The organism is Bradyrhizobium sp. CAR08, assembly GCF_052871955.1.
This window is the reverse complement of record NZ_JBIXJX010000005.1, coordinates 16,304-34,438: the sequence shown is the minus strand read 5'-3', so window position 1 is coordinate 34,438 and position 18,135 is coordinate 16,304. Positions and strand designations below refer to the sequence as shown.

The window sequence follows — 18,135 nt, the reverse complement described above, 5'->3', positions numbered from 1 at the left end:
GTCGTGTTTCAGTTCAGATCCGGCCATCGCCGTCGAGATAGCCTCGCGTCCGCGTATCCGGCATCCAGAGCGACGCGACCAGGGCGACCAGCGCCATCGCCGCGACGTACCAGAAGAACAGGGTTTCGTATCCGGACGATTTCAGCGACAATGCAACATATTCCGCCGTTCCGCCGAACATCGCATTGGCAATCGCGTAGGGAAGTCCGACGCCTAGGGCGCGCACCTCGGGCGGAAACAGTTCGGCCTTCACGACGCCACTGATCGAGGTATAGAAGCACGCAATCACAAGACCGATCATGATCAGGCCAAAAACGGCGTAGACGTTGGTGGTGCTGGACAATGCCATCAATAGCGGCACCGCAGCGAGGGTAGCGCATGCGCTGAACAGGATCATGTTGTTGCGCCGGCCGATCCTGTCCGATAGCGCCCCGAACACCGGTTGCAGCAGCATGAAGGCGATCAGGGCAGCGGTCATGATCGAGCTGACCGTCTTGGCATCCAGCTTCACGCTGTTGACCAGGAATTTCTGCATGTAGGTCGTAAACGTATAGAAAAATAGCGATCCGCCGATCGTGAATGCGAGAACGATCAGCAGCGCGCGCTTATGATGCCAGAGGCCGGAGAGAGAACCTGCCTCCTTGCGGTGCATGGTCTCCGCCGAGGCCGTCTCCTGCAACGAGCGGCGGAGATACAACGCCACAACGGCCGCGACGGCGCCGAACAGGAAAGGCACCCGCCATCCCCATTCCTTCAGCTCGTCGAGCGACAAGGTTTGCTGCAGAACCACGACAACGAGGAGTGCGAGAAGTTGACCGCCGATGAGCGTGACATACTGGAATGACGAATAGAACCCGCGGTTGCCCTTGCCGGCAATCTCGCTCATATAAGTTGCCGCCGTTCCATATTCCCCGCCGACCGACAGGCCTTGTGCCATGCGCGCAAACAGTAGGAGCGCCGGCGCCGCGGCGCCGATTGTTTGGTACGTGGGGAGCATTCCGATCATCAGCGATCCCGCGCACATCAGCAGCACCGACAGCACCATCGAATTCTTGCGGCCATGCGCATCGGCGATCCAGCCGAACAGCCAGCCACCGAGCGGCCGCATGAAGAACCCTACGGCGAAAATGCCGGCCGTCGCCAGCAACTGGCTGGTCTGGTCGCCAGACGGGAAGAACGCCGCCGCGAAATAGATCGAGGTAAATGCGTAAGCATAGAAGTCGTACCACTCGACCAGATTTCCGGACGACGCAGCCACAATCGCCTTGATACGCGACAGCTTTTGCGCCGTGCTGTCAGCGGGGATTGCCGGGTGCGATGCAGCAACAGCGGTCATTTGCTTACCCTCCCAATCGACGGATGATGCTTTGAGTGAAGTCGCCAGTGGACGCTTTGCCGCCCAGATCGGGCGTGCGAACGCCGTCCTCGCGCAAGACCTGATCAATTGCCGTTCTAAGACGGTTTGCGAGATCAGGCTGATCAATGTGCTCCAGCATCAGCCCGACCGCCAGCAATAAAGCGAGCGGATTGGCGATTCCCTTGCCGGCAATATCCGGTGCCGAGCCGTGCACGGCCTCGAAGATCGCCGTATCCGGACCGATGTTGGCGCCGGGCGCCATGCCGAGGCCGCCGACCAGACCGGCGAGCTGATCTGACAGGATGTCACCGAACAAATTGGTAGTGACGATGACATCGAACTGCCAGGGATTCATGACGAGCTGCATCGCCGTGGCATCGACGATGCGATCGTCCATCTTGACCCTGCCCTCGTACTTCTTTGCAACCTCGTGACCGACCTCGAGAAAGATGCCGGTCAGCGCCTTCAGCACGTTGGCCTTGTGCACGACGGTCACCTTCTTGCGACCGTTCTTGAGCGCGTAGTCGAATGCGAATTCGATGATCTTGCGCGATCCTTCACGCGTATTGACCCCGGTCGAAATGGCGACCGCGTGCGGATCTTCCCCAATTGGAATATAGTGTTCGAAAGCGACATAGAGCCCGCCGAGGTTCTCGCGAACCAGCACGATATCGATTTCGTCGAATCGTCCTCCGGGAACCATGCTTCGAACCGGCCGCAAATTGGCGTAAAGGCCGAATTCTTCGCGCAGACGAACATTGATCGAGCGGAATCCTCCCCCCACCGGCGTCGTTAGCGGGCCCTTCAGGGCGAGCCGCGTACGTCGGATGCTGTCCAGCGTCGCCTGCGGCAGCGGATCACGGCTTTCCTCGATCGCGGCCAGGCCACCCTGCTGGATGTCCCATTCGAATGGAGAGCCGAGCGCTTCGAGAATGTCGACGGCCGATTTCACGATCTCGGGGCCGATACCATCGCCTGGAATGAGCGTAGCGGGCCGCTTCGTTTTGGATTGAGCAGGCATTACTATGTCCTCGAAGATGAGAGCCGCGGGGTTTTGTGAATGTCAGACATGCTGCCTTGCACTCAATGTACGGGGCTTGCGGCGGAGGTGGCGGGTAGCGTTTCCTGCTTGCTGATCCAAAGCACCGCGATGATCCCGGCGATTTGAAGCAAAGCCAGCGGTATCAAGGCCATGGGGAAGCTACCCGTCGCCTCCTTAATGACGCCGAGCAGCCACACCGCGCCAGAAGTGCCGATGTGCGACAGGGTATTGATGCCGGCAATTCCGGCCGCAGCAGTTGCCGGAGAGAGTGTCCCAGTCGCCAGGGCCCAGAATGGTCCCTTGATCGAATAATTACCGATCAAGACCACGCTCATAATAGCAAGCGTCACGGGCAATGAGCTCGTGAGCATGGTCGCAAGCAGCGCCGTTGCGCATAACGCAAGTGGTATTGCGGTGTTTTGGGCATGGGCGTTCGACCTGTCCGAATATCTTCCCCAAAAGATCATCGCAACGGAGGCGATGCCAAATGGGATGGCATTCAGGAAGCCGGTCTCCATGTTGGACATCCCGAACGATTTCACGATCTGAGGCTGCCACAGCGACAACGCGTTGCTCGTGGCCGAGCTTCCCGCATAGATCAAACCGAGGATGAGCACATATTTGTTGGTCAGAATTTGCCACAGCGACATGTGGCCGACCTGCTTCGCCATCGATCGTTCCGACTGCAGGCGCGCGTCGAGCCAATTGCGCGCCTCCGGCTCGAGCCATTTTGCATCAGCGGGTTTGTTCGGAAGCCCGAAGAACGAGACCAGGCCGAGCAGGACGGCCGGAATGGCTTCAACGATGAAAAGCCATTGCCAACCACGAAGGCCGAGCACGCCATCCATCGCCAGCAAAGCGCCGGATATTGGCGATCCCAAAAAGCTCGATAGCGGTATCGCCACCATGAAAACCGCAACGATCCGTGCGCGATAGGCCGCCGGAAACCAGAAGGTCAGATACAGGATCACACCAGGAAAGAACCCGGCCTCCGCTGCACCCAACAAGAAGCGGCTCAGATAAAAAGTAATCGGCCCTACCGCAAAAGCGGAGAGAATACCGACTATCCCCCATGTGATCATAATGCGCGCGATCCAGATCCGCGCGCCAACTTTCTGCATCGCCAGATTACTGGGGACCTCGAAAAGAATGTAGGCGATATAGAACAGCGCCCCGCCCGCCCCGAAGGCAGCCTGCGTCAGGCCCAGATCCTTGTTCATTTGCAGGGCCGCAAACCCGGCATTGACGCGGTCAACGTATGAAATGAAATAGCACACCATGAAAAACGGAAGCAGGCGCCATGTAATGCGGCGCATGGTTTCCGCTTCGATCCTCGGTAGCGGCGCGGAATTCGTTGGCATGGCGTCCTCGTTTCGGGTTGACGGTCAGGCAGCGAGTTGGCGCAGGACGTATTGAAAAATTCCGCCGTTGCGGAAATATTCGAGCTCGTCGAGCGTATCGATGCGGCAGGTCAAGGGTATGATGGCCTTATTCGCACCATCGGACTCGCGGATCTCGATCGCGAGCTTCTGGAGATGCTGGGAAGGCCATTCTTTTCCGCTGCGGCAAGCGAATAGTAGGCGTAGCTCTTTGCACCGACGACAAGTGTCTGGCGTGCGCCGAAGCTGTTGAGATACTGCTTCATTATCAAGTCCCCCTTCGCTGGAATCGTCCGCCTCGCGCAGATCTGAAGCGGTCTATTTCTCCGATGCTGCAAAGGGATCGAGACCCGCTTTTTTCAGGGCCGGAGCAGCAGCAGCGGAAGCGAGGAAGGCAATCAGGGCCCGTCCGGCTTCCGGCTGACTGGCACCGGAGGTTATGCCTGCAGAAAAGATCGTGATTTTCTGGACGTCTGGCGGGAGCGGCCCGACAAGGTCGGCTCCAGCGATCGGCAGAAGTTCACTGATCTGTTGAAAGCCGAGTTCGGCGTCACCGCGTGCAACAACACTCGCGACCGGCTCCGCCGGAATCATTTTGGCCTTGTCCTTCATCTCGGCGGCGATCCCGAGACGCTTGAACAGCTCGGTGCCCACATAGACGCCGCTGGCGCTGTCGGAGTATGCAACTGACTTCGCGTTCAACAGTGCCTGCTTCAATGCGTCAGGAGTACCGATATCAGGCTTTGGCGTTCCGGCGCGTACCGCGATCCCGATCGGCGAGCGTACCAGGTCGACGCGGCTGGTTCTGACCGCCCTGCCCTGCTCGATCATCTCGCCAAGCGCGTCGCCGACCATGATGAGCACGTCCGCCGCCTCGCCGCGTGCCAGTCGCACGGGGATGGCGTTCTCCGTCGTTCCCATCGAGGGGCCATAGGCCGTGACGACCGTATTTCCCGTCGCGCGTTCAAATTGCGGTACGAGCTCCTTATAAGGCGTCGCCAAGCCTCCCGAGATCATGACCCTGACTTCGGACGCCTTGGCGATTCCAGCCGCGGCCGCCAAGACAATCAGCAAGCTTAGCGCAACTCGCCTGCGCACGACGATCGTCACGCTCATCGGCAATTTCCTTCGATGCAATTATTCGAGGACTGTGCTTGCTCGATGACGGTCGACGTCATCGAGCACTTTGGTGGTCACGTCCCTATCACCGTCTCGACCGAATTGGCGCCGGATAGCGCGCGTCGTTGTTGCGGCCTGTAAACGAGGTACGTCCCGGCCAGACCACAGAGCGCTGCCGCGCTCATCCAATATCCCGGCGACGCATTGTCACCAGTGGCAGCGATCAGCCAGGTGCAGATCGCTGCCGTAAACCCGCCGAACGTCGTTGCCAGACTATATGCGAGGGAGAATCCCGACGTTCGTACACCCACCGGCATGACTTCGGTCAATGCGACGATCATCGCGCCGTTGTAGCTGGCGTAGATGAAAGACAACCAAAGTAGGACCGTCAGCATCTTCGGGAACGTCGGGCCTGCGGCCAACCAGGAAAGCGCGGGATATGCAGTCAGAAATGCCAAAGTCGAAAAGGCGATGAGGATCGGCCGACGACCAATCCGATCGGACAACGAGCCCATGATGGGAAGCCAGATGAAGTTCGATATTCCCACGCAAATCGTCACGATCAGGCCATCGGCCGCGGTCAGCTTGAGGACCGATTTGCCGAATGTCGGCGTGTAGACGGTAATGAGGTAGAACGACACCGTGGTCATGATCACCATCATCATCCCGGCAAGCACAATGCTCCAGTTTGCGAGGATGGAGCGATAGATCTCGCGGGGTGTCGGATGATGCTTCCGCGCCAGGAATTCATCGGTTTCCTGCAGCGAGCGTCGAATGAAGAATACGAAAGGAACGATCAGGCAGCCGATGAAGAACGGAATACGCCAGCCCCAATCGTCAAGCTGCGCCGGTGCAAGCCATGCATTGAGAGCGAAACCCAGCGAGGCCGAGACGATGATCGCGACCTGTTGACTTGCCGATTGCCAGCTGGCGTAAAAACCCTTCTTTCCCGGTGTGGCCATTTCCGAGAGATAGACGGAAACCCCACCAAGCTCGACGCCAGCCGAGAAGCCTTGCAGCAGGCGTCCGATCAAGACGAGGATCGGGGCCAATATGCCAATGGTTGCGTAACTTGGCACGAACGCGATGAGCACCGTGCCGGCAGCCATGATCGACAGTGTAACGATCAGGCCTTGGCGCCGGCCGATCCGATCCACGTAGGCGCCGAGGATGATGGCGCCGAGCGGGCGCATCAGAAAGCCTGCGCCAAACGCAACGAAGGTCAGCAGCAGTGACGCGTATTCATTTTCGAGTGGGAAGAATGCCTTGGCGATGTACGACGCGTAGACGCCCGACAGAAAGAAGTCGAACATCTCAAGAAAGTTGCCACTGGTGACGCGGAGCACCATGCCAAGCTTCGACTGTCCGGTGGTAACCGTCATGCCGTCCTCCCTTTTATCGTTTATGTTTTTTTGTCTTGTTCACCCGTCTTGCAGGTGTTGCAAACTTGATCGCGGCCGGATTGACCGATACGCGAGGAGCGATCGTTCAAGCTACGATTGCTGCCTCATCGTATATCAGCTGCCTGTCACCAACCTGTCGCTGCCGCACTCCGCAAGAAAATCGGTTTGAAGACGACGCGCTTGATGAGCCGGCAGATATGGGGGGCTTCTCTCGGATGTTATTCCGTCTGAAATCCAGATCCCTGGATTTCTATCGATCCTGCAACGCGCGGCGCCACTCTTTGAGGAAGCTCGCTCGTTTCGATTGATCGAGATAGGTGAGCAATTCTGCACCAATATGGATCGGCTTGACTGCGCCGCTGCGATCCGCAGGTATCACGCCTTCCGCGCCGAGACCGAGGCGCACAGGACCGACTGACCGGGCCAGGAGAAATTTCTGGCCGCGTTCTGAAAGCAGGTAATCAAGAAACAATTTCGCGGATTCCGGGTGGGGCGCGGTGACGGGTATAAAGGCTATTCGCGACATCAAGGTGATGTAGTCGGCAGGAAACACGATTCCGATAGAGGCATCTTCCTTGGCCCGTTCGATCGCGTAAGACCCTATCATATTGTAGGCGAGCAGATGTTCGCCGGATGAAATCCGATCAAGCACCGTTCCGGTGGTCGAATAGAGCTTGATACCGGCGCTGCCAAACGCACGGACCAAATCCCACGTTGTCCTGGTGATTCCGGCATCGCGCGTGATGAACAGGAAACCGGTCCCGCTCTGCTCCGGGTCATAGGTTGCGATCTTACCTCGATAGATGTCAGGCTTTCGGCTTAGAAGGCTCTTCAGGTCAGTGCGGGTTCGGGGTACATCGGACTCCGCAACGAGGTTCTTGTTATAAACAATGACAATCGGCTCCGCCGTGATGGCATAGGCTTCGTCTTTCCAGATGGCCCAATCCGGGATATGCGCAATTTCCTTCGAGACATAGGGTTGAGCATAGCCGTCATTGACGAGCTTGATCTGCAGATCCATCGCGGAGCTCCAGACAATGTCTCCGGGTGCTGCGCTGGAGGTCGAGGGATCCACGACTTGATTGTAGATATCGTTCGAGTTGATCTTTGTATGGACGATCTCGATGTCCGGATGACTTGCCCGGAAATCGGCAAGCAAGTCGGCGACGTCCGCGTCCTGGGTCGTCGATACGATGTTGAGCTGCTCTCGAGCTCCGGCGATAGCGGATGCTTGCCCTTTGAGAGGGCCGAGCTGCGCCTGCTCCGACATGGCAGGCCACGTCAGCAAGATCCCAACGCACAAGGCCAAGGCTTTGGCAGCCGCCATCGTGACGTTTCCTCGTCCATGAGCCGCTTTGCGGACTTCAGTTTGTTCAGGACCGCAGCCATTCGTACGGCAGCGCACAATCCGGCCTCAACTTGAGCTTTCACCATCACGCTTGGCAAGAGGAAAGCTCACGGAAACCCGCAGACCCCGGCCTTCCGGGCCAGGTGCAAGCACGATTTGGGCCCCGAGACGGTCCGACAAGGCTTTCACGATGGCTAGTCCAAGACCACTGCCTGCAGGGCCGTTCGCCATCGGAATCCGATAAAAACGCTCGAAAACGCGGGCCCGATGGGCCTCCGGAATTCCCGGACCGGTATCCTCGACTTCAATTCGCGCGGTCGTGGCGTCAACAACCGCGCGAACCAGGACCATCCCCCCGGGGCGGTTGTAGCGGATCGCATTGTCGATCAGGTTTGCCAGCAATTCGCTAATCAGGACCGTATTGCCGGCGATGACCGCGGGACAGTCGGATCGATCGAACTGGACGTCGATGTCGTTCGCGAAAGCCTGTGGGGCACGCTCCGACAGGACATTGAAGGCGACCTCATTCAGGTCAACGTTCTCCGCGGCCGGTTGCGCAATGTTCTGCTCGTCGGCCCGTGCCAGTGTCACGAGCTGCCCGAGCAGCCGTTCAAGGCGGTTGATGGCGTTATCGACCTCGTCGAGGGCAGATTGGCCCGCCGGCGTTTCCGACCCCAGGCGTCGCACCAGATCGAGATGCGTCCGCAGTATCGCCAATGGGGTTCGCATCTGATGCGAGGCATCGGCTGTGAATCGGCGCACCAGTCCGATGGCCAGATCCAGCCGCTGTAGCAGGGAATTTACCGCGAGCGCCGGTGCTAAAGCTTCCTGCGGCACCCGGGAAAGGTCGAGCGGACTGAGATTTGGACCGCCCTGAATACCGCGCGCGTCGATTTCTTGCTTGAGTTCGCCAAGCGGCCTCAGGCCTCGATCGACGGCGTACCAGCCGAGGCAAGCGATGAGGCTAATCAACCCGGCCTCGAGCATCGCCAGTCCGATCAGCATTTCACGTTCGACGACGCGGCGCGCCTGCACCGTTTCGGCCACTGCGACGAGGACCAGCTCCGGCCTGCCGTAGACCTGCCGCGCCTGCGCGCCGATACGAACCGTTTTGCCGCGATACGCGCCATCGCGATGGCCGGTTTCGCCAGCCTTCAATCGATCGAAGCCGGATAGTGGAAGATCCTTGTAACCGGTGATCAATTCGCCGAGGTAAGTCACGCTGTAATAGATGCTGTCGTGCGACTGGCTTTCCAGCATGCCGAGCGCAACCTGCGGCAAGTCGACCGTCAGTTCGCCATCTTCCACGCCGACGCGTTCGGCGATGGCGAGAACCGACCCATCGAGCAACCGGTCATGAACTGTCTGCACAACGCGCTGGATCAGCAACATACCGCCGATTCCAAGCACCATCGCCAATACAATGGCGGGCGCCACCAGATTGGTGAGGAGCGTTCGCCTCAACGACGGCCGCCAGGTGGCGATCACTGTACCTCCAGCAGATAGCCTAGCCCGCGGACGGTTCGGATCCGCGGCCCGTCAGGACCGAGTTTCTGGCGAACGCGACCAACGTAGAGTTCCGCCGCGTTCGGCGCTACCGCCTCGTCGAAGCCAAATACCTCCGCGATCAGGCGCTCCTTGGAGACGACTTTGCCGGCGCGGGTCATCAGCACTTCCAGCACGGCAAACTCGCGCCGTCGCAATTCAAGCGGCCGGCCGCTCAGTGTAATCGTGCCCGCGGCGCGGTCGAACGCGAGCGGGCCACAGATCAAGGTTGGATTTGGAAGCCCCTGTCCCCTTCTCACGAGCGCGCGAACGCGGGCATCAAATTCGGCGATATCAAATGGCTTGGAGAGATAATCGTCAGCGCCGAGATCGAGCCCGCTGACCTTATCGCCGGTCGCGTAACGGGCAGTCAGAATCATGACCGGAACGGTCGACCCGGCTTGCCGTATCTTGTGCAGGACGCCGAAACCCGACACGTTCGGCAAGTTGATGTCCAGAATGATGAGGCTGTAGGGTTCCAGCAAGGCGGTCTGCGCCGCCGAAGCCCCGTCAGACTCGATATCGACGGCGAACCCGGACAGCTTGAGCCGCTCGGCAAGGCCGCGCGCCATGGCGGCATCGTCCTCGACAATCAGAATCCTCACTGAACAAACCCTTGCGTTCGCACCACCCGTGCGCGGGAGACGTCACCGTGAGGCTAGAAGGACAGTATCGAAAGATCAAATCGGAGCTTCCTCGCGGATGTACGGCTCGCATCCTTCGGACACTTCGCCAGGAGAGGGCCGCGTGCTTCCCGGCATCCCCTCCCTCGACGGTTCGACTTTGCCAGGCCAGTCCCCATATCGTGTGGCAACACGTAACGATACAGCGAGCAGCTTTGATGGCCAGGAGACGCGTGACGGAAACGGAAGCCGACGATCTCCCCCGCTATTTCGTCTGGGTGCGCGGTCTTGAGGGCCCCGAACCGCAGAAATGGATGGCGATGGATTTCGGCGTCGGTGACTGGAAACGGCCGCTCGTGCTCGCCTATCTCGAGCTACCTGAGGGCGAGCGACACTTGCCGTTGTCGGCGCTGGCCCGGCGATATCCGCCGCCGCGGGCAGAGGCTTCGTAGAGGGGCCATCCTGGACGGACGCGAGGATCTCGCCACCCCGTCAACCCAGGGCGAGCAACGCCGCATCACTGGCAGTACTGTTTTCCGCCATAGGTATGACATTTGCCGCCCTCGCTGCTGGCCGGAGCAGACGGCGCGCGCGGGCTCGGTTCGTGGCGGGACACCGCCTTTGGTTTCTGGGGCGACGGATCGGGACGCACTGGCACACGCCCTGGGCGTCCAGCACGAATTTGTTGTCACAGACGATCTGGACGCAGCGGTCGCCAACCGCCTTTTGCCCCCTCGCACAAACCAGCGGGCAGATGCGATCGGGCCGGGCGCGCACCGCATCGAGCGCGTCGAGGCTTGCGACCTTCACGTCGAATTTCGTACCGGCATATCTGTTGAAGCTGTCGAGCGCCTTTTGCGACGGTGCAGTCCAGGCGCCATCGGCGGCACCGGGATCGCAACCGACACGCTTCAGGTGCGCCTGGAGCAAGCGGGCGATGTCCGCAGGATCCATCGCTGGCACGCTAGTCGGCGCCACGGCGAGAGCAGCAGCGGGCGCGGCGGGCGGGGTCAGAGCGGCAAGCGTAGCCTGGCGCTCCTTCTCGCGCCGGTCTGCCTCGCGCTTCGCCGCCTCGATCTGTTGCTGCGCCTCCAGCGCGGCCTGCTTCATCGCCTGCTCGACCTGAAGGGCCGCGTCCTCCGCCTGCCGGCGCGCCTCCGCAACCTGCCGCCGGGCATCGTCGAGCTCGCGCTTGGCCTGCTCGGCGATGCGTTGGCGCTCCTTCTCCAGATCGCGCCGGGCCTGCTCGGAGATCTGCTGCGTGGCCCGTTCCGTCTCACGCGCCGCCTGCTCCTCGATCTGTTTCCTGAAATCGTCGCTCTTCTGCCGGACCTGCTGCTCGGCCTGCCGCTGTACGGCATCGGCGTTTTCGCTGATTTTTTCTGCGGCCTCGAGCTTGTCGAGCGCCGCATGCGCAAAGTTGGCATAGATGCCGGTGGCATGAACGGCGAGAAAGGAAAGCCAGGCCTGCTTGGTGCCGGCCTGCGCTGCAAGCTCATAATCCCGCCGGGCTCCCGCGTTCGGATCGATCGGCGGTGCAACCGGCGGCACCAGCGCCACGGTGTCGCCGCCGAGCGATCCGTAGACGAAGGGCTCCTGCCGCCGCCCCGTGCTCTTGAGCACCTCGTCGCGAACCCGGCCAAGCGTCAGGCGAAGGTCGAGGCCCGATGTCGCCAAATGATTGAGGAGCGCGGTCGCAAACGGGCTGTGCGCACCGTCGCCGTCGCCGGCGACCGCGCCGGCCTTGGCGGCGAACGCAATCAGCGTATCCGCCGTGGCGGGCTCGATCTTGGCGAGGCCGCGGCCCATCGAACGCGTGGCGACACTGCGTGTCATCCGCTCTGCAAACGGATTGTCGCGGCAGGCATCGAGGATGACGAGCCGCAGCCGCTTCGCCGGATTTATCGCCTGGAGAATCCGGTCCAGCGGAACCGCCTCGTCCTCGACGTCGAAATCGCTCTGCAGCCTGGCATCTGCCGGAATCAGGAAATTCGCGCCGTTCACCTCGATGCCGTGACCGGCGTAATAGACCACGGCCATGTCGGAATCCGCGGCAACCGCAGCAAAATCGCGCACCGCCCGCCGCATCTCGATGACGCCGAGATCGCGGCGAAGCTCCACGATATCGAACCCCATCCGCTTGAACACGTCGCTGATGGCGGCGGCGTCGTTGTCAGGATTGGCCAGCCGCGCGACGCTCTGGTAGTTGGACACACCAAGGACCAGCGCCACTCGCTTGTCGGCCGGCGCGGTCGTCGCCGCTGCCAGCATCAGAGCAATCGCCAGCGCAACACGGCCGGCCAGACGCTGCAGGCGTGACATCGGAGCCGGGAGGATCAATCCGACCATGGTGCAGGCTTCAATCCGTCAAGGGCCCTAGGCTGGCTCCGGGATGATTTCGAGGGTCTCCTCCCGTAAGTCAACCCGTCTGTGGCCTATCTCACTTCCCGGTGCCGCCGTGGGCGTCAGGCCAAACCTCCGGCGGCATGACTGCGGCCGACGAAGCTCGACGTGATCAAGGAGCCGTATCAGCAGTTCTACAAGAACAATGCCGGTACCGCGCGCATCTGGTGCAGCGACTGCCGGGCCCGCCCATGCCGCCGGACGAGCCAGTGCGACGAAGCAGTAGGCATCGCGTCGGGAACGCCAGACCATGCCTTGCGACACCATGATTATGGGTGTCGCGGCGCCCGCACCGCGGCTAAACTTGGCCCTGCGCCGCGGGGGACACGCGGTGCAGGACGACGATGATCATGACCGAACAGGGCGAGACGGGTGAAGCCATCACCATCCTCCTCGTCGAGGACGACGCGCCGACCTGCTGGCGGCTCCAGGACGCGCTGGTCAAGGCCGGCTACGAGGTGCGAAGCGCCGGTACGCTGGGAGAGGCTCGTTCGGCGCTGAGCGCGGCTGTGCCGCGCGTGCTGCTCACCGATCTGCGGCTGCCCGACGGCCACGGCGTCGAGCTGATCCGCGAGACAAGGCAACGCTTTCCCGACACCGAGATCATGGTGATCTCGGCGCTCGGCGACGAAGAAAGTGTGATCTCCGCGATCACGGTTGGCGCCACCGGCTATCTCCTGAAGGATGCGTTCCCCACTGATATCGCCACCACCGTGCGCGATCTTGTCGCCGGCCATTCGCCGATCTCGGCCTCGATCGCCCGCTTCATCGTGCGCAGGACGCAAGGTTCCGCGCAGAATGCGGCCGAGCCTCCGCCGGGCCCCGCGCTCAACACCGCAAGGCTCACCCCACGCGAGATCGACATCCTCTGGGGCATTGCCAAAGGTTTCAGCTACGCCGAGATCGCAAGCCATCTCGGCCTGTCCCGGCAGACCGTGCCCGGCCACATCAAGAACATCTATCGCAAGCTCGAAGTGCACACCCGCAGCGAAGCGGTGTTCGAAGCGGTGCAGCAGGGCCTGATCAAGCTGTGAGCGAGATCGTGGCCAAGGCACCGGTCAAACCCGGGCGGCGCCGGCTGCTGGTCTCGCGTCTCGTGCCCTATCTGCTGCTGCAGGCGCTGATAGTGGTCGCGACCGTCCTCGGGCTGCGGCTGCTCCAGCCCAGCGACCCCGACGACTTTGCGCTGAGCGAATTCTCGCTGCGCGAGGACGGCGTGGCACGTCCCGTGACGCTGCCGCATTTCACGTCGTCACGCTATTCCCTGGCCGACCCGCCGCTCTACACCGGCGCCTTCACGTTCCGCCGCGGCGATGTCGCGTCGGGATGGTCGGTATTCCTGCCGCGCTTCAGCAACGCGGTGGAAGTCTCAATCAACGGCGTCGTCATCCTGGATTCCCGACGCGATGCCAACGCCAACCGGCCCGACCGCAACACTCCGCAGATCGGGGCGATCCCGTCCTCGCTGCTGCGCGAGGGCGCGAACGAGATCGCGGCACGGCTGTTGGTTTGGGGACCGCTCAAGGGCTTTCTCGACACCGTCTATGTCGGGCCGGATGCGGCCTTGCGGCCGGCCTACGAGACACGCACGCTGATGTTCGTCACGTTGCCCGTGGTGTTCTCCGCCTGGCAGTCGATCCTCGCCGTCATCCTGGCGATCATGTGGCTGATGCGCCGCCGCGAGCCGGTTTACGGCGTGCTGGCCGCGGCGATGGTACTCGGCGTAGTGCAGGCCTTTGCGCCGCCACCGGTGCCCCCCCTCAACACGTCCCGGCTCGCCGCGGTATTGCTCGCGTCCGCACCGATCGAGAGCGCCCTGGTCGTCGTCTTCGGCGTGCTGTTCTTCGGCTGGCGCTGGCCGCGCTACGGCATGCTGCTGTTCGCGCCGGGGCTCGTCGTGTTCGGCGTCGGACTGATCGCCGGCCCGCCGCTGCCGCGCATTCTGTTTCTCCTGCTTGGCATTCCTACCGTCGGTCTCTGCCTGCTCCTGATGGCCTGCGTCACCGCTGCCGCGGTGGTGCGGCGGCAGGACGCGGCAAGCTTCACGCTCGGCTGCGCGGTGACCATCGTGCTGATCTGCTGGGTCCACGACATGCTGTCGGTGTTCGAGATCGTGACCGACGAGCGCATCTTCCTCTCGCGCCTGTCCTACTCGGCGATGCTGGTCGCGATCGGCGCCGGCTTGACCTGGCGGTTCGCGCGCGCGCTGAACCAGGTCGACAGCTTTGCCGACCAGCTCGTGACGCGCGTACGTGAGGCCGAGGAGCGGCTGAAGGCGAGCTTTGCCCGCGAGGAGGAGCGCGCAAGGGCAGCCGCGCTCGCCAATGAGCGCACGCGGCTGATGCGCGACCTGCATGACGGCCTCGGCGGCCAGCTCATCAGCATCGTGGCACTGTCCGAGCGCGGGCACGAGGGCGCGACCATCACCGACGCTGCCCGTGCGGCGCTGAAGGACCTCCGCCTCGTCATCGACTCCATGGACGACATCGGCGGCGACCTGATGCTCGCACTCGGCTCCTGGCGCGAGCGAGCGACCGCGCAATTGCGACCGCACGACATCGCGCTCGACTGGCACGTGGCCACGCCGCAGGGGCTGCCGCTGCATCCCGAGCTCAGGCCATGGCATGTCATCCAGATCGTGCGCATCCTCGACGAGGCCGTGACCAATGCGGTCAAGCACGCACAGGCCCGCCGCATCGCGGTCACCATCGAGACGGTCGACGAAGGTCAGGGGCCGTTCGGTGTGATCAAGGTCGCGGATGATGGCAAGGGCTTTGCGAACGGTTCTGCGCCGGTCGGCAGCGGCAGAGCCACCGACACGGGCCAGACCGCGCGGGGGCTTCGCAACATGAGGAGCCGTGCCGCGCGCTGCGGGGCGATGCTCGATCTGAGCTCGGATTCCTCAGGCACGCGCGTGCGGCTGCAATTGCCGCAGATTTTCCCCGACAGCGGTGCCGCCGTCGGCTGAAAAGCCCCCTCTCCGAACGTGTGGGACGCGCGGAGAGAGGGACGGGCCGGATGATTTGCCTGCGGAAGACGGGGGTTCGTCCGCAAGGCTCCTTCGCCCGAACTCTTTCGTCTTTCTCAGCGCACGCCGACGCGATTGACCGGACCACCGCGATTCATCGGCGTGCCCGCACGCACGCCGACACCGGGCGCACCGACCCCGGGTGTCGCGACCGCGACTGCGGCGGCCGGCGCAGCGACCACTGCCGCTCTCGGCCGCACCACGCAGCCCTTGGGTATGCCGACCGTCTTGCAATAGACCACCGCCTGCGCCGGGCTCGTGCCCAGCGAGACCGTCGCCGCACCTGCCAGCGCCAAAATTGTCAGCCCGGCGCTCAGCGCTCCCGCTCTTTTCGACATCTTGCTCTCCTGCTTCCCGTTCGGCGTCCCGATGCAATCGCCGGGTCTCGCGGCCGACGTGCAGCCTGAATGACAAAAGACGGCGCGCTGATACATGCCATGAAAATGGGGGTACGGCGGCGGGACGGGCTGGCCGATGCCATGAACATGGCATGGACCTGCGCCCGGCGCTCGCGAGATGGTCCGGCCCGCTTGATCCCAGGCGGGACCAACGACATTCCCAAGGAGGTGTTTTATGAAGATCTCGGTTCTTGCCGTGCTGCTGCTCGCCGCTACCGCCCAGAACGCCGCTGCGCAATCCGGTCCGACGCCGCAGGAGCAGATGACCTGCCGAAGCGACGCGAACAAATTCTGCGCCGAACATATCGGCAAGCCGCCACAGATGAATGCCTGCCTGCGCGAGAACAAGTCGAAGCTTTCGGACGGCTGCCGCAAGGTCGTGGAGTCACACGGCGGGTGAGTGCTCGCGTCCACAACACAAATCTCGGCGGCGTCAAAGCCGTCAGGCCATAGACGTCGATGCGCCGGTCATAGGTCGGGCGCGCGCACGACGGCGAGGATGGACGCTAATCGTCGTCGCCGAATAGCCTGATCTGCGGAAAGCCGCCGCGCGGCCTGCTCGGGACCTCGCGCGCATCGGCATCTTCGCGGATGTTGCGCGCGACGTCGTCCCAATCGGTGCGGTCGCGCATCCCACGCGGCTCGCGGAAATCGTAGTGGCGGCGCTCGGCCCAGCGCTCACGGCGCTCCGTCCGGCGCCGTTCAGACGTGGCGCGCTTGACGTCAGAATCCCTGGCCTTGGCATAGGCGTTGTCGGATGAGGATGACGGCTCTGTCGATGCTTGCCGCTCGGCAGGCTTTGCGACTTGCGGAGGCGACGCCGGTGGCGGTTTCGGGGGCTCCACCGCTGCCGCCTGCGAAGGCTGTTGCGCTGGCTGTTCAGCGTTGGCTTGAGTGGTCTGCGTGTCGGGCTTCACCGCTTCGGACTTTGCCTCAGGCTTGGACTCGGCCTTGGCGTCGGATTTGGCTTCGGCCTGCGCTGGCGCGGCGACCATGGCGCCGAAGGCTTGCGAGCCGGTGAGATATTGCAGGCGCTCGGATGGCGCTTCCGTCGTGGCGGGCTTGGCGTCAGCGCGCTGCGCGATCTTGCTGGTATCAGGCCCCTGCTTGGGCGAGACCGGATTCATGATATTGCCGGCGACAATGCCGCCGCCGAGACCAATGGCGATGGCTGCGACGATGGTTCCTGCACCGACGAAATAGGCTGTCGAGGCGCGCATTGGTCCACTCCCTCTTTGGAGCGGGCAACGCTTGTCAATTGCAGGATGTTCCCGATATAGCCGCAGTTCCGGAAGGAACTTGCGCGTCAGATCTGCTGCGCCACCTTCTCGAGCCCAATGATGCGGGCGAGCTTGCGCACTTCCTCTTTCTGGTCGTCACGCAGCTGGAACAGCAGCGGCATCGCGGCCGACTTCAACTGCTGGACCTCGTCGCAATTGGGATCGATCGGCACGCCCTGCACGTTCGGATTGGACAGCTTGTTTGCCGAGATCTTGCGGACAACGTTGCGCAGCGCGGTCTCGACCGACGGCCAGTAATATTCCTGCGACGACGACAACTTCAGACGGTCCCTGATGCCCGCAATCTGTACGTCGGACAACAGCGAATAGGATTTCTGCGGCTGCGGCTTGGCGACGACCTTCGGCTTGGCCGGGACTTCGACGGCAGGAATCTCTGCAGCGGCCGGAGCCTCGTTCACGCTCGCCTTGGGCATCGGGAAATCGGATGGCGTGGCGGCGGCAAACGCCTGACGCAGCGGCTCGGTCAGCACGGGCATTTGCGAGAGCTTGTCCGCCGGAACCTGAACCGGGTCGATGGCGGCCGAGGCTAGCGCCAGCGTCGGAACCAGACGGTCGGCCTTGGCGGCCCGATTGGTTGCAAGCAGCTTGGGCGCCGGCGCCTGCGTGATCATTTCGGCGCTGACGCTGGGCACGCTGTCGCGGCCGAGAATGGCGGTGGTGGCGGCGCCGAGGACGAGGAAGCAGGTCAGCACGACGATGGTGATGGCTTTCGACAAACGTCTCTCCGCAACCGGCTTCAAGTCCACGTGATCACTGCCCGCAAACTGGGCGAAAATTAAGGCTTAACCGTGCCATCGCGGCGGCAATCGCGCGGACTGCGGCGACATCATCTGGAAAGGTCAACAAAATCAAGCAGCTAGCGCGAGATCGTAAGCGTCCTGGATGTCGGCCACGATCTCCGAGGCCTCCCAGACACCACGCGGCTCGACCGATTGCAGCGCCACCGTCCAATTGCCGCCCCGGCGGGTGCGGGGGACGCTGACGATGTCGAAGCGAACATTGCGGCACAGCGGGTGGCGGGCCAGCGCGTGGGCTACGCGAACGCGAATTTCGTCCAGCGAAGCCGCCGTCTTGGCGTTGAGAAAGTCGAAGTCCATCGCCTGTCCCTCTCGGTCCTGATTGGCGCCTGAGGTGGATTCTGGGCGATCGATGGTTAATCTGCCGTTAAGTGACGGCTTCTAAGGAGCGC

At 62.4% G+C, this 18,135-nt stretch carries 18 protein-coding genes; 5 read left to right on the top strand and 13 right to left on the bottom strand.

Annotated features, from left to right (window positions below):
- Positions 1-13 precede the first annotated feature (13 nt).
- From ACIPUD_RS12535 to ACIPUD_RS12525, 3 genes are all read right to left on the bottom strand, one after another.
- Positions 14-1,336, bottom strand: coding sequence for an MFS family transporter (locus ACIPUD_RS12535; protein ID WP_018453169.1), 1,323 nt, complete (start codon positions 1,334-1,336; stop codon positions 14-16).
- Positions 1,337-1,340: 4 nt separating this feature from the next.
- Positions 1,341-2,378, bottom strand: coding sequence for an isocitrate/isopropylmalate dehydrogenase family protein (locus ACIPUD_RS12530; protein ID WP_377828950.1), 1,038 nt, complete (start codon positions 2,376-2,378; stop codon positions 1,341-1,343).
- 62 nt (positions 2,379-2,440) lie between these two features.
- Positions 2,441-3,760: an MFS transporter gene (locus ACIPUD_RS12525; RefSeq protein WP_446480760.1), complete on the bottom strand. Its 1,320-nt coding sequence runs from the start codon at positions 3,758-3,760 to the stop codon at positions 2,441-2,443.
- A 36-nt stretch (positions 3,761-3,796) separates the two neighbouring features.
- On the opposite strand from ACIPUD_RS12525, the gene ACIPUD_RS12520 reads away from it, so the two are divergent.
- Positions 3,797-3,976 (top strand): hypothetical protein, encoded by a 180-nt coding sequence (locus ACIPUD_RS12520; RefSeq protein ID WP_143273402.1) that lies wholly within the window; start codon positions 3,797-3,799, stop codon positions 3,974-3,976.
- A 120-nt stretch (positions 3,977-4,096) separates the two neighbouring features.
- Here ACIPUD_RS12520 and ACIPUD_RS12515 read toward each other — a convergent pair whose 3' ends face one another.
- The 5 genes from ACIPUD_RS12515 to ACIPUD_RS12495 all read right to left on the bottom strand — a co-directional run bounded on the left by ACIPUD_RS12515 (position 4,097) and on the right by ACIPUD_RS12495 (position 9,798).
- Positions 4,097-4,894, bottom strand: a complete 798-nt coding sequence (locus ACIPUD_RS12515) for a substrate-binding domain-containing protein (RefSeq protein ID WP_018453165.1) — start codon at positions 4,892-4,894, stop codon at positions 4,097-4,099.
- Positions 4,895-4,971: 77 nt separating this feature from the next.
- Positions 4,972-6,279 (bottom strand): MFS transporter, encoded by a 1,308-nt coding sequence (gene tcuC, locus ACIPUD_RS12510; RefSeq protein WP_018453164.1) that lies wholly within the window; start codon positions 6,277-6,279, stop codon positions 4,972-4,974.
- 271 nt (positions 6,280-6,550) lie between these two features.
- Positions 6,551-7,627, bottom strand: coding sequence for an ABC transporter substrate-binding protein (locus ACIPUD_RS12505; protein WP_085350789.1), 1,077 nt, complete (start codon positions 7,625-7,627; stop codon positions 6,551-6,553).
- An 87-nt stretch (positions 7,628-7,714) separates the two neighbouring features.
- Complete coding sequence (locus tag ACIPUD_RS12500; RefSeq protein WP_446480759.1) at positions 7,715-9,136, bottom strand: sensor histidine kinase; 1,422 nt, start codon at positions 9,134-9,136, stop codon at positions 7,715-7,717.
- On the bottom strand, positions 9,133-9,798 hold the full coding sequence (locus ACIPUD_RS12495) for a response regulator transcription factor (RefSeq protein ID WP_018453161.1): 666 nt from the start codon (positions 9,796-9,798) through the stop codon (positions 9,133-9,135). Before ACIPUD_RS12495 ends, ACIPUD_RS12500 begins: the two co-directional genes overlap by 4 nt.
- A gap of 236 nt (positions 9,799-10,034) precedes the next feature.
- Here ACIPUD_RS12495 and ACIPUD_RS12490 point away from each other — a divergent pair, with 236 nt between their 5' ends.
- Positions 10,035-10,268, top strand: a complete 234-nt coding sequence (locus tag ACIPUD_RS12490; RefSeq protein ID WP_026232472.1) for a hypothetical protein — start codon at positions 10,035-10,037, stop codon at positions 10,266-10,268.
- 40 nt (positions 10,269-10,308) lie between these two features.
- On the opposite strand, the gene ACIPUD_RS12485 is transcribed toward ACIPUD_RS12490, so the two are convergent.
- The gene (locus ACIPUD_RS12485; protein ID WP_446480758.1) at positions 10,309-12,165 is read right to left on the bottom strand and encodes a caspase family protein; all 1,857 of its coding nucleotides are present in this window, start codon (positions 12,163-12,165) and stop codon (positions 10,309-10,311) included.
- 404 nt (positions 12,166-12,569) lie between these two features.
- Here ACIPUD_RS12485 and ACIPUD_RS12480 point away from each other — a divergent pair, with 404 nt between their 5' ends.
- Together ACIPUD_RS12480 and ACIPUD_RS12475 are read left to right on the top strand one after the other, a co-directional pair.
- A complete protein-coding gene (locus ACIPUD_RS12480) occupies positions 12,570-13,253 on the top strand; it encodes a response regulator (protein WP_018453158.1) in 684 nt (227 codons plus the stop codon).
- On the top strand, positions 13,250-15,187 hold the full coding sequence (locus tag ACIPUD_RS12475) for an ATP-binding protein (protein WP_446480757.1): 1,938 nt from the start codon (positions 13,250-13,252) through the stop codon (positions 15,185-15,187). Before ACIPUD_RS12480 ends, ACIPUD_RS12475 begins: the two co-directional genes overlap by 4 nt.
- 116 nt (positions 15,188-15,303) lie before the next feature.
- Here ACIPUD_RS12475 and ACIPUD_RS12470 read toward each other — a convergent pair whose 3' ends face one another.
- Positions 15,304-15,585, bottom strand: coding sequence for a hypothetical protein (locus ACIPUD_RS12470; RefSeq protein ID WP_026232471.1), 282 nt, complete (start codon positions 15,583-15,585; stop codon positions 15,304-15,306).
- Between the two features lie 235 nt (positions 15,586-15,820).
- Here ACIPUD_RS12470 and ACIPUD_RS12465 point away from each other — a divergent pair, with 235 nt between their 5' ends.
- The gene (locus ACIPUD_RS12465; protein WP_085350793.1) at positions 15,821-16,045 is read left to right on the top strand and encodes a cysteine rich repeat-containing protein; all 225 of its coding nucleotides are present in this window, start codon (positions 15,821-15,823) and stop codon (positions 16,043-16,045) included.
- A 106-nt stretch (positions 16,046-16,151) separates the two neighbouring features.
- Here the strand turns inward: ACIPUD_RS12465 and ACIPUD_RS12460 are convergent, their stop codons facing one another.
- From ACIPUD_RS12460 to ACIPUD_RS12450, 3 genes are all read right to left on the bottom strand, one after another.
- Positions 16,152-16,865: a hypothetical protein gene (locus ACIPUD_RS12460; protein WP_085350794.1), complete on the bottom strand. Its 714-nt coding sequence runs from the start codon at positions 16,863-16,865 to the stop codon at positions 16,152-16,154.
- Positions 16,866-16,951: 86 nt separating this feature from the next.
- Positions 16,952-17,662, bottom strand: a complete 711-nt coding sequence (locus ACIPUD_RS12455; RefSeq protein WP_018453153.1) for a hypothetical protein — start codon at positions 17,660-17,662, stop codon at positions 16,952-16,954.
- A gap of 132 nt (positions 17,663-17,794) precedes the next feature.
- The gene (locus tag ACIPUD_RS12450) at positions 17,795-18,043 is read right to left on the bottom strand and encodes a hypothetical protein (RefSeq protein WP_018453152.1); all 249 of its coding nucleotides are present in this window, start codon (positions 18,041-18,043) and stop codon (positions 17,795-17,797) included.
- Positions 18,044-18,135: the final 92 nt, after the last annotated feature.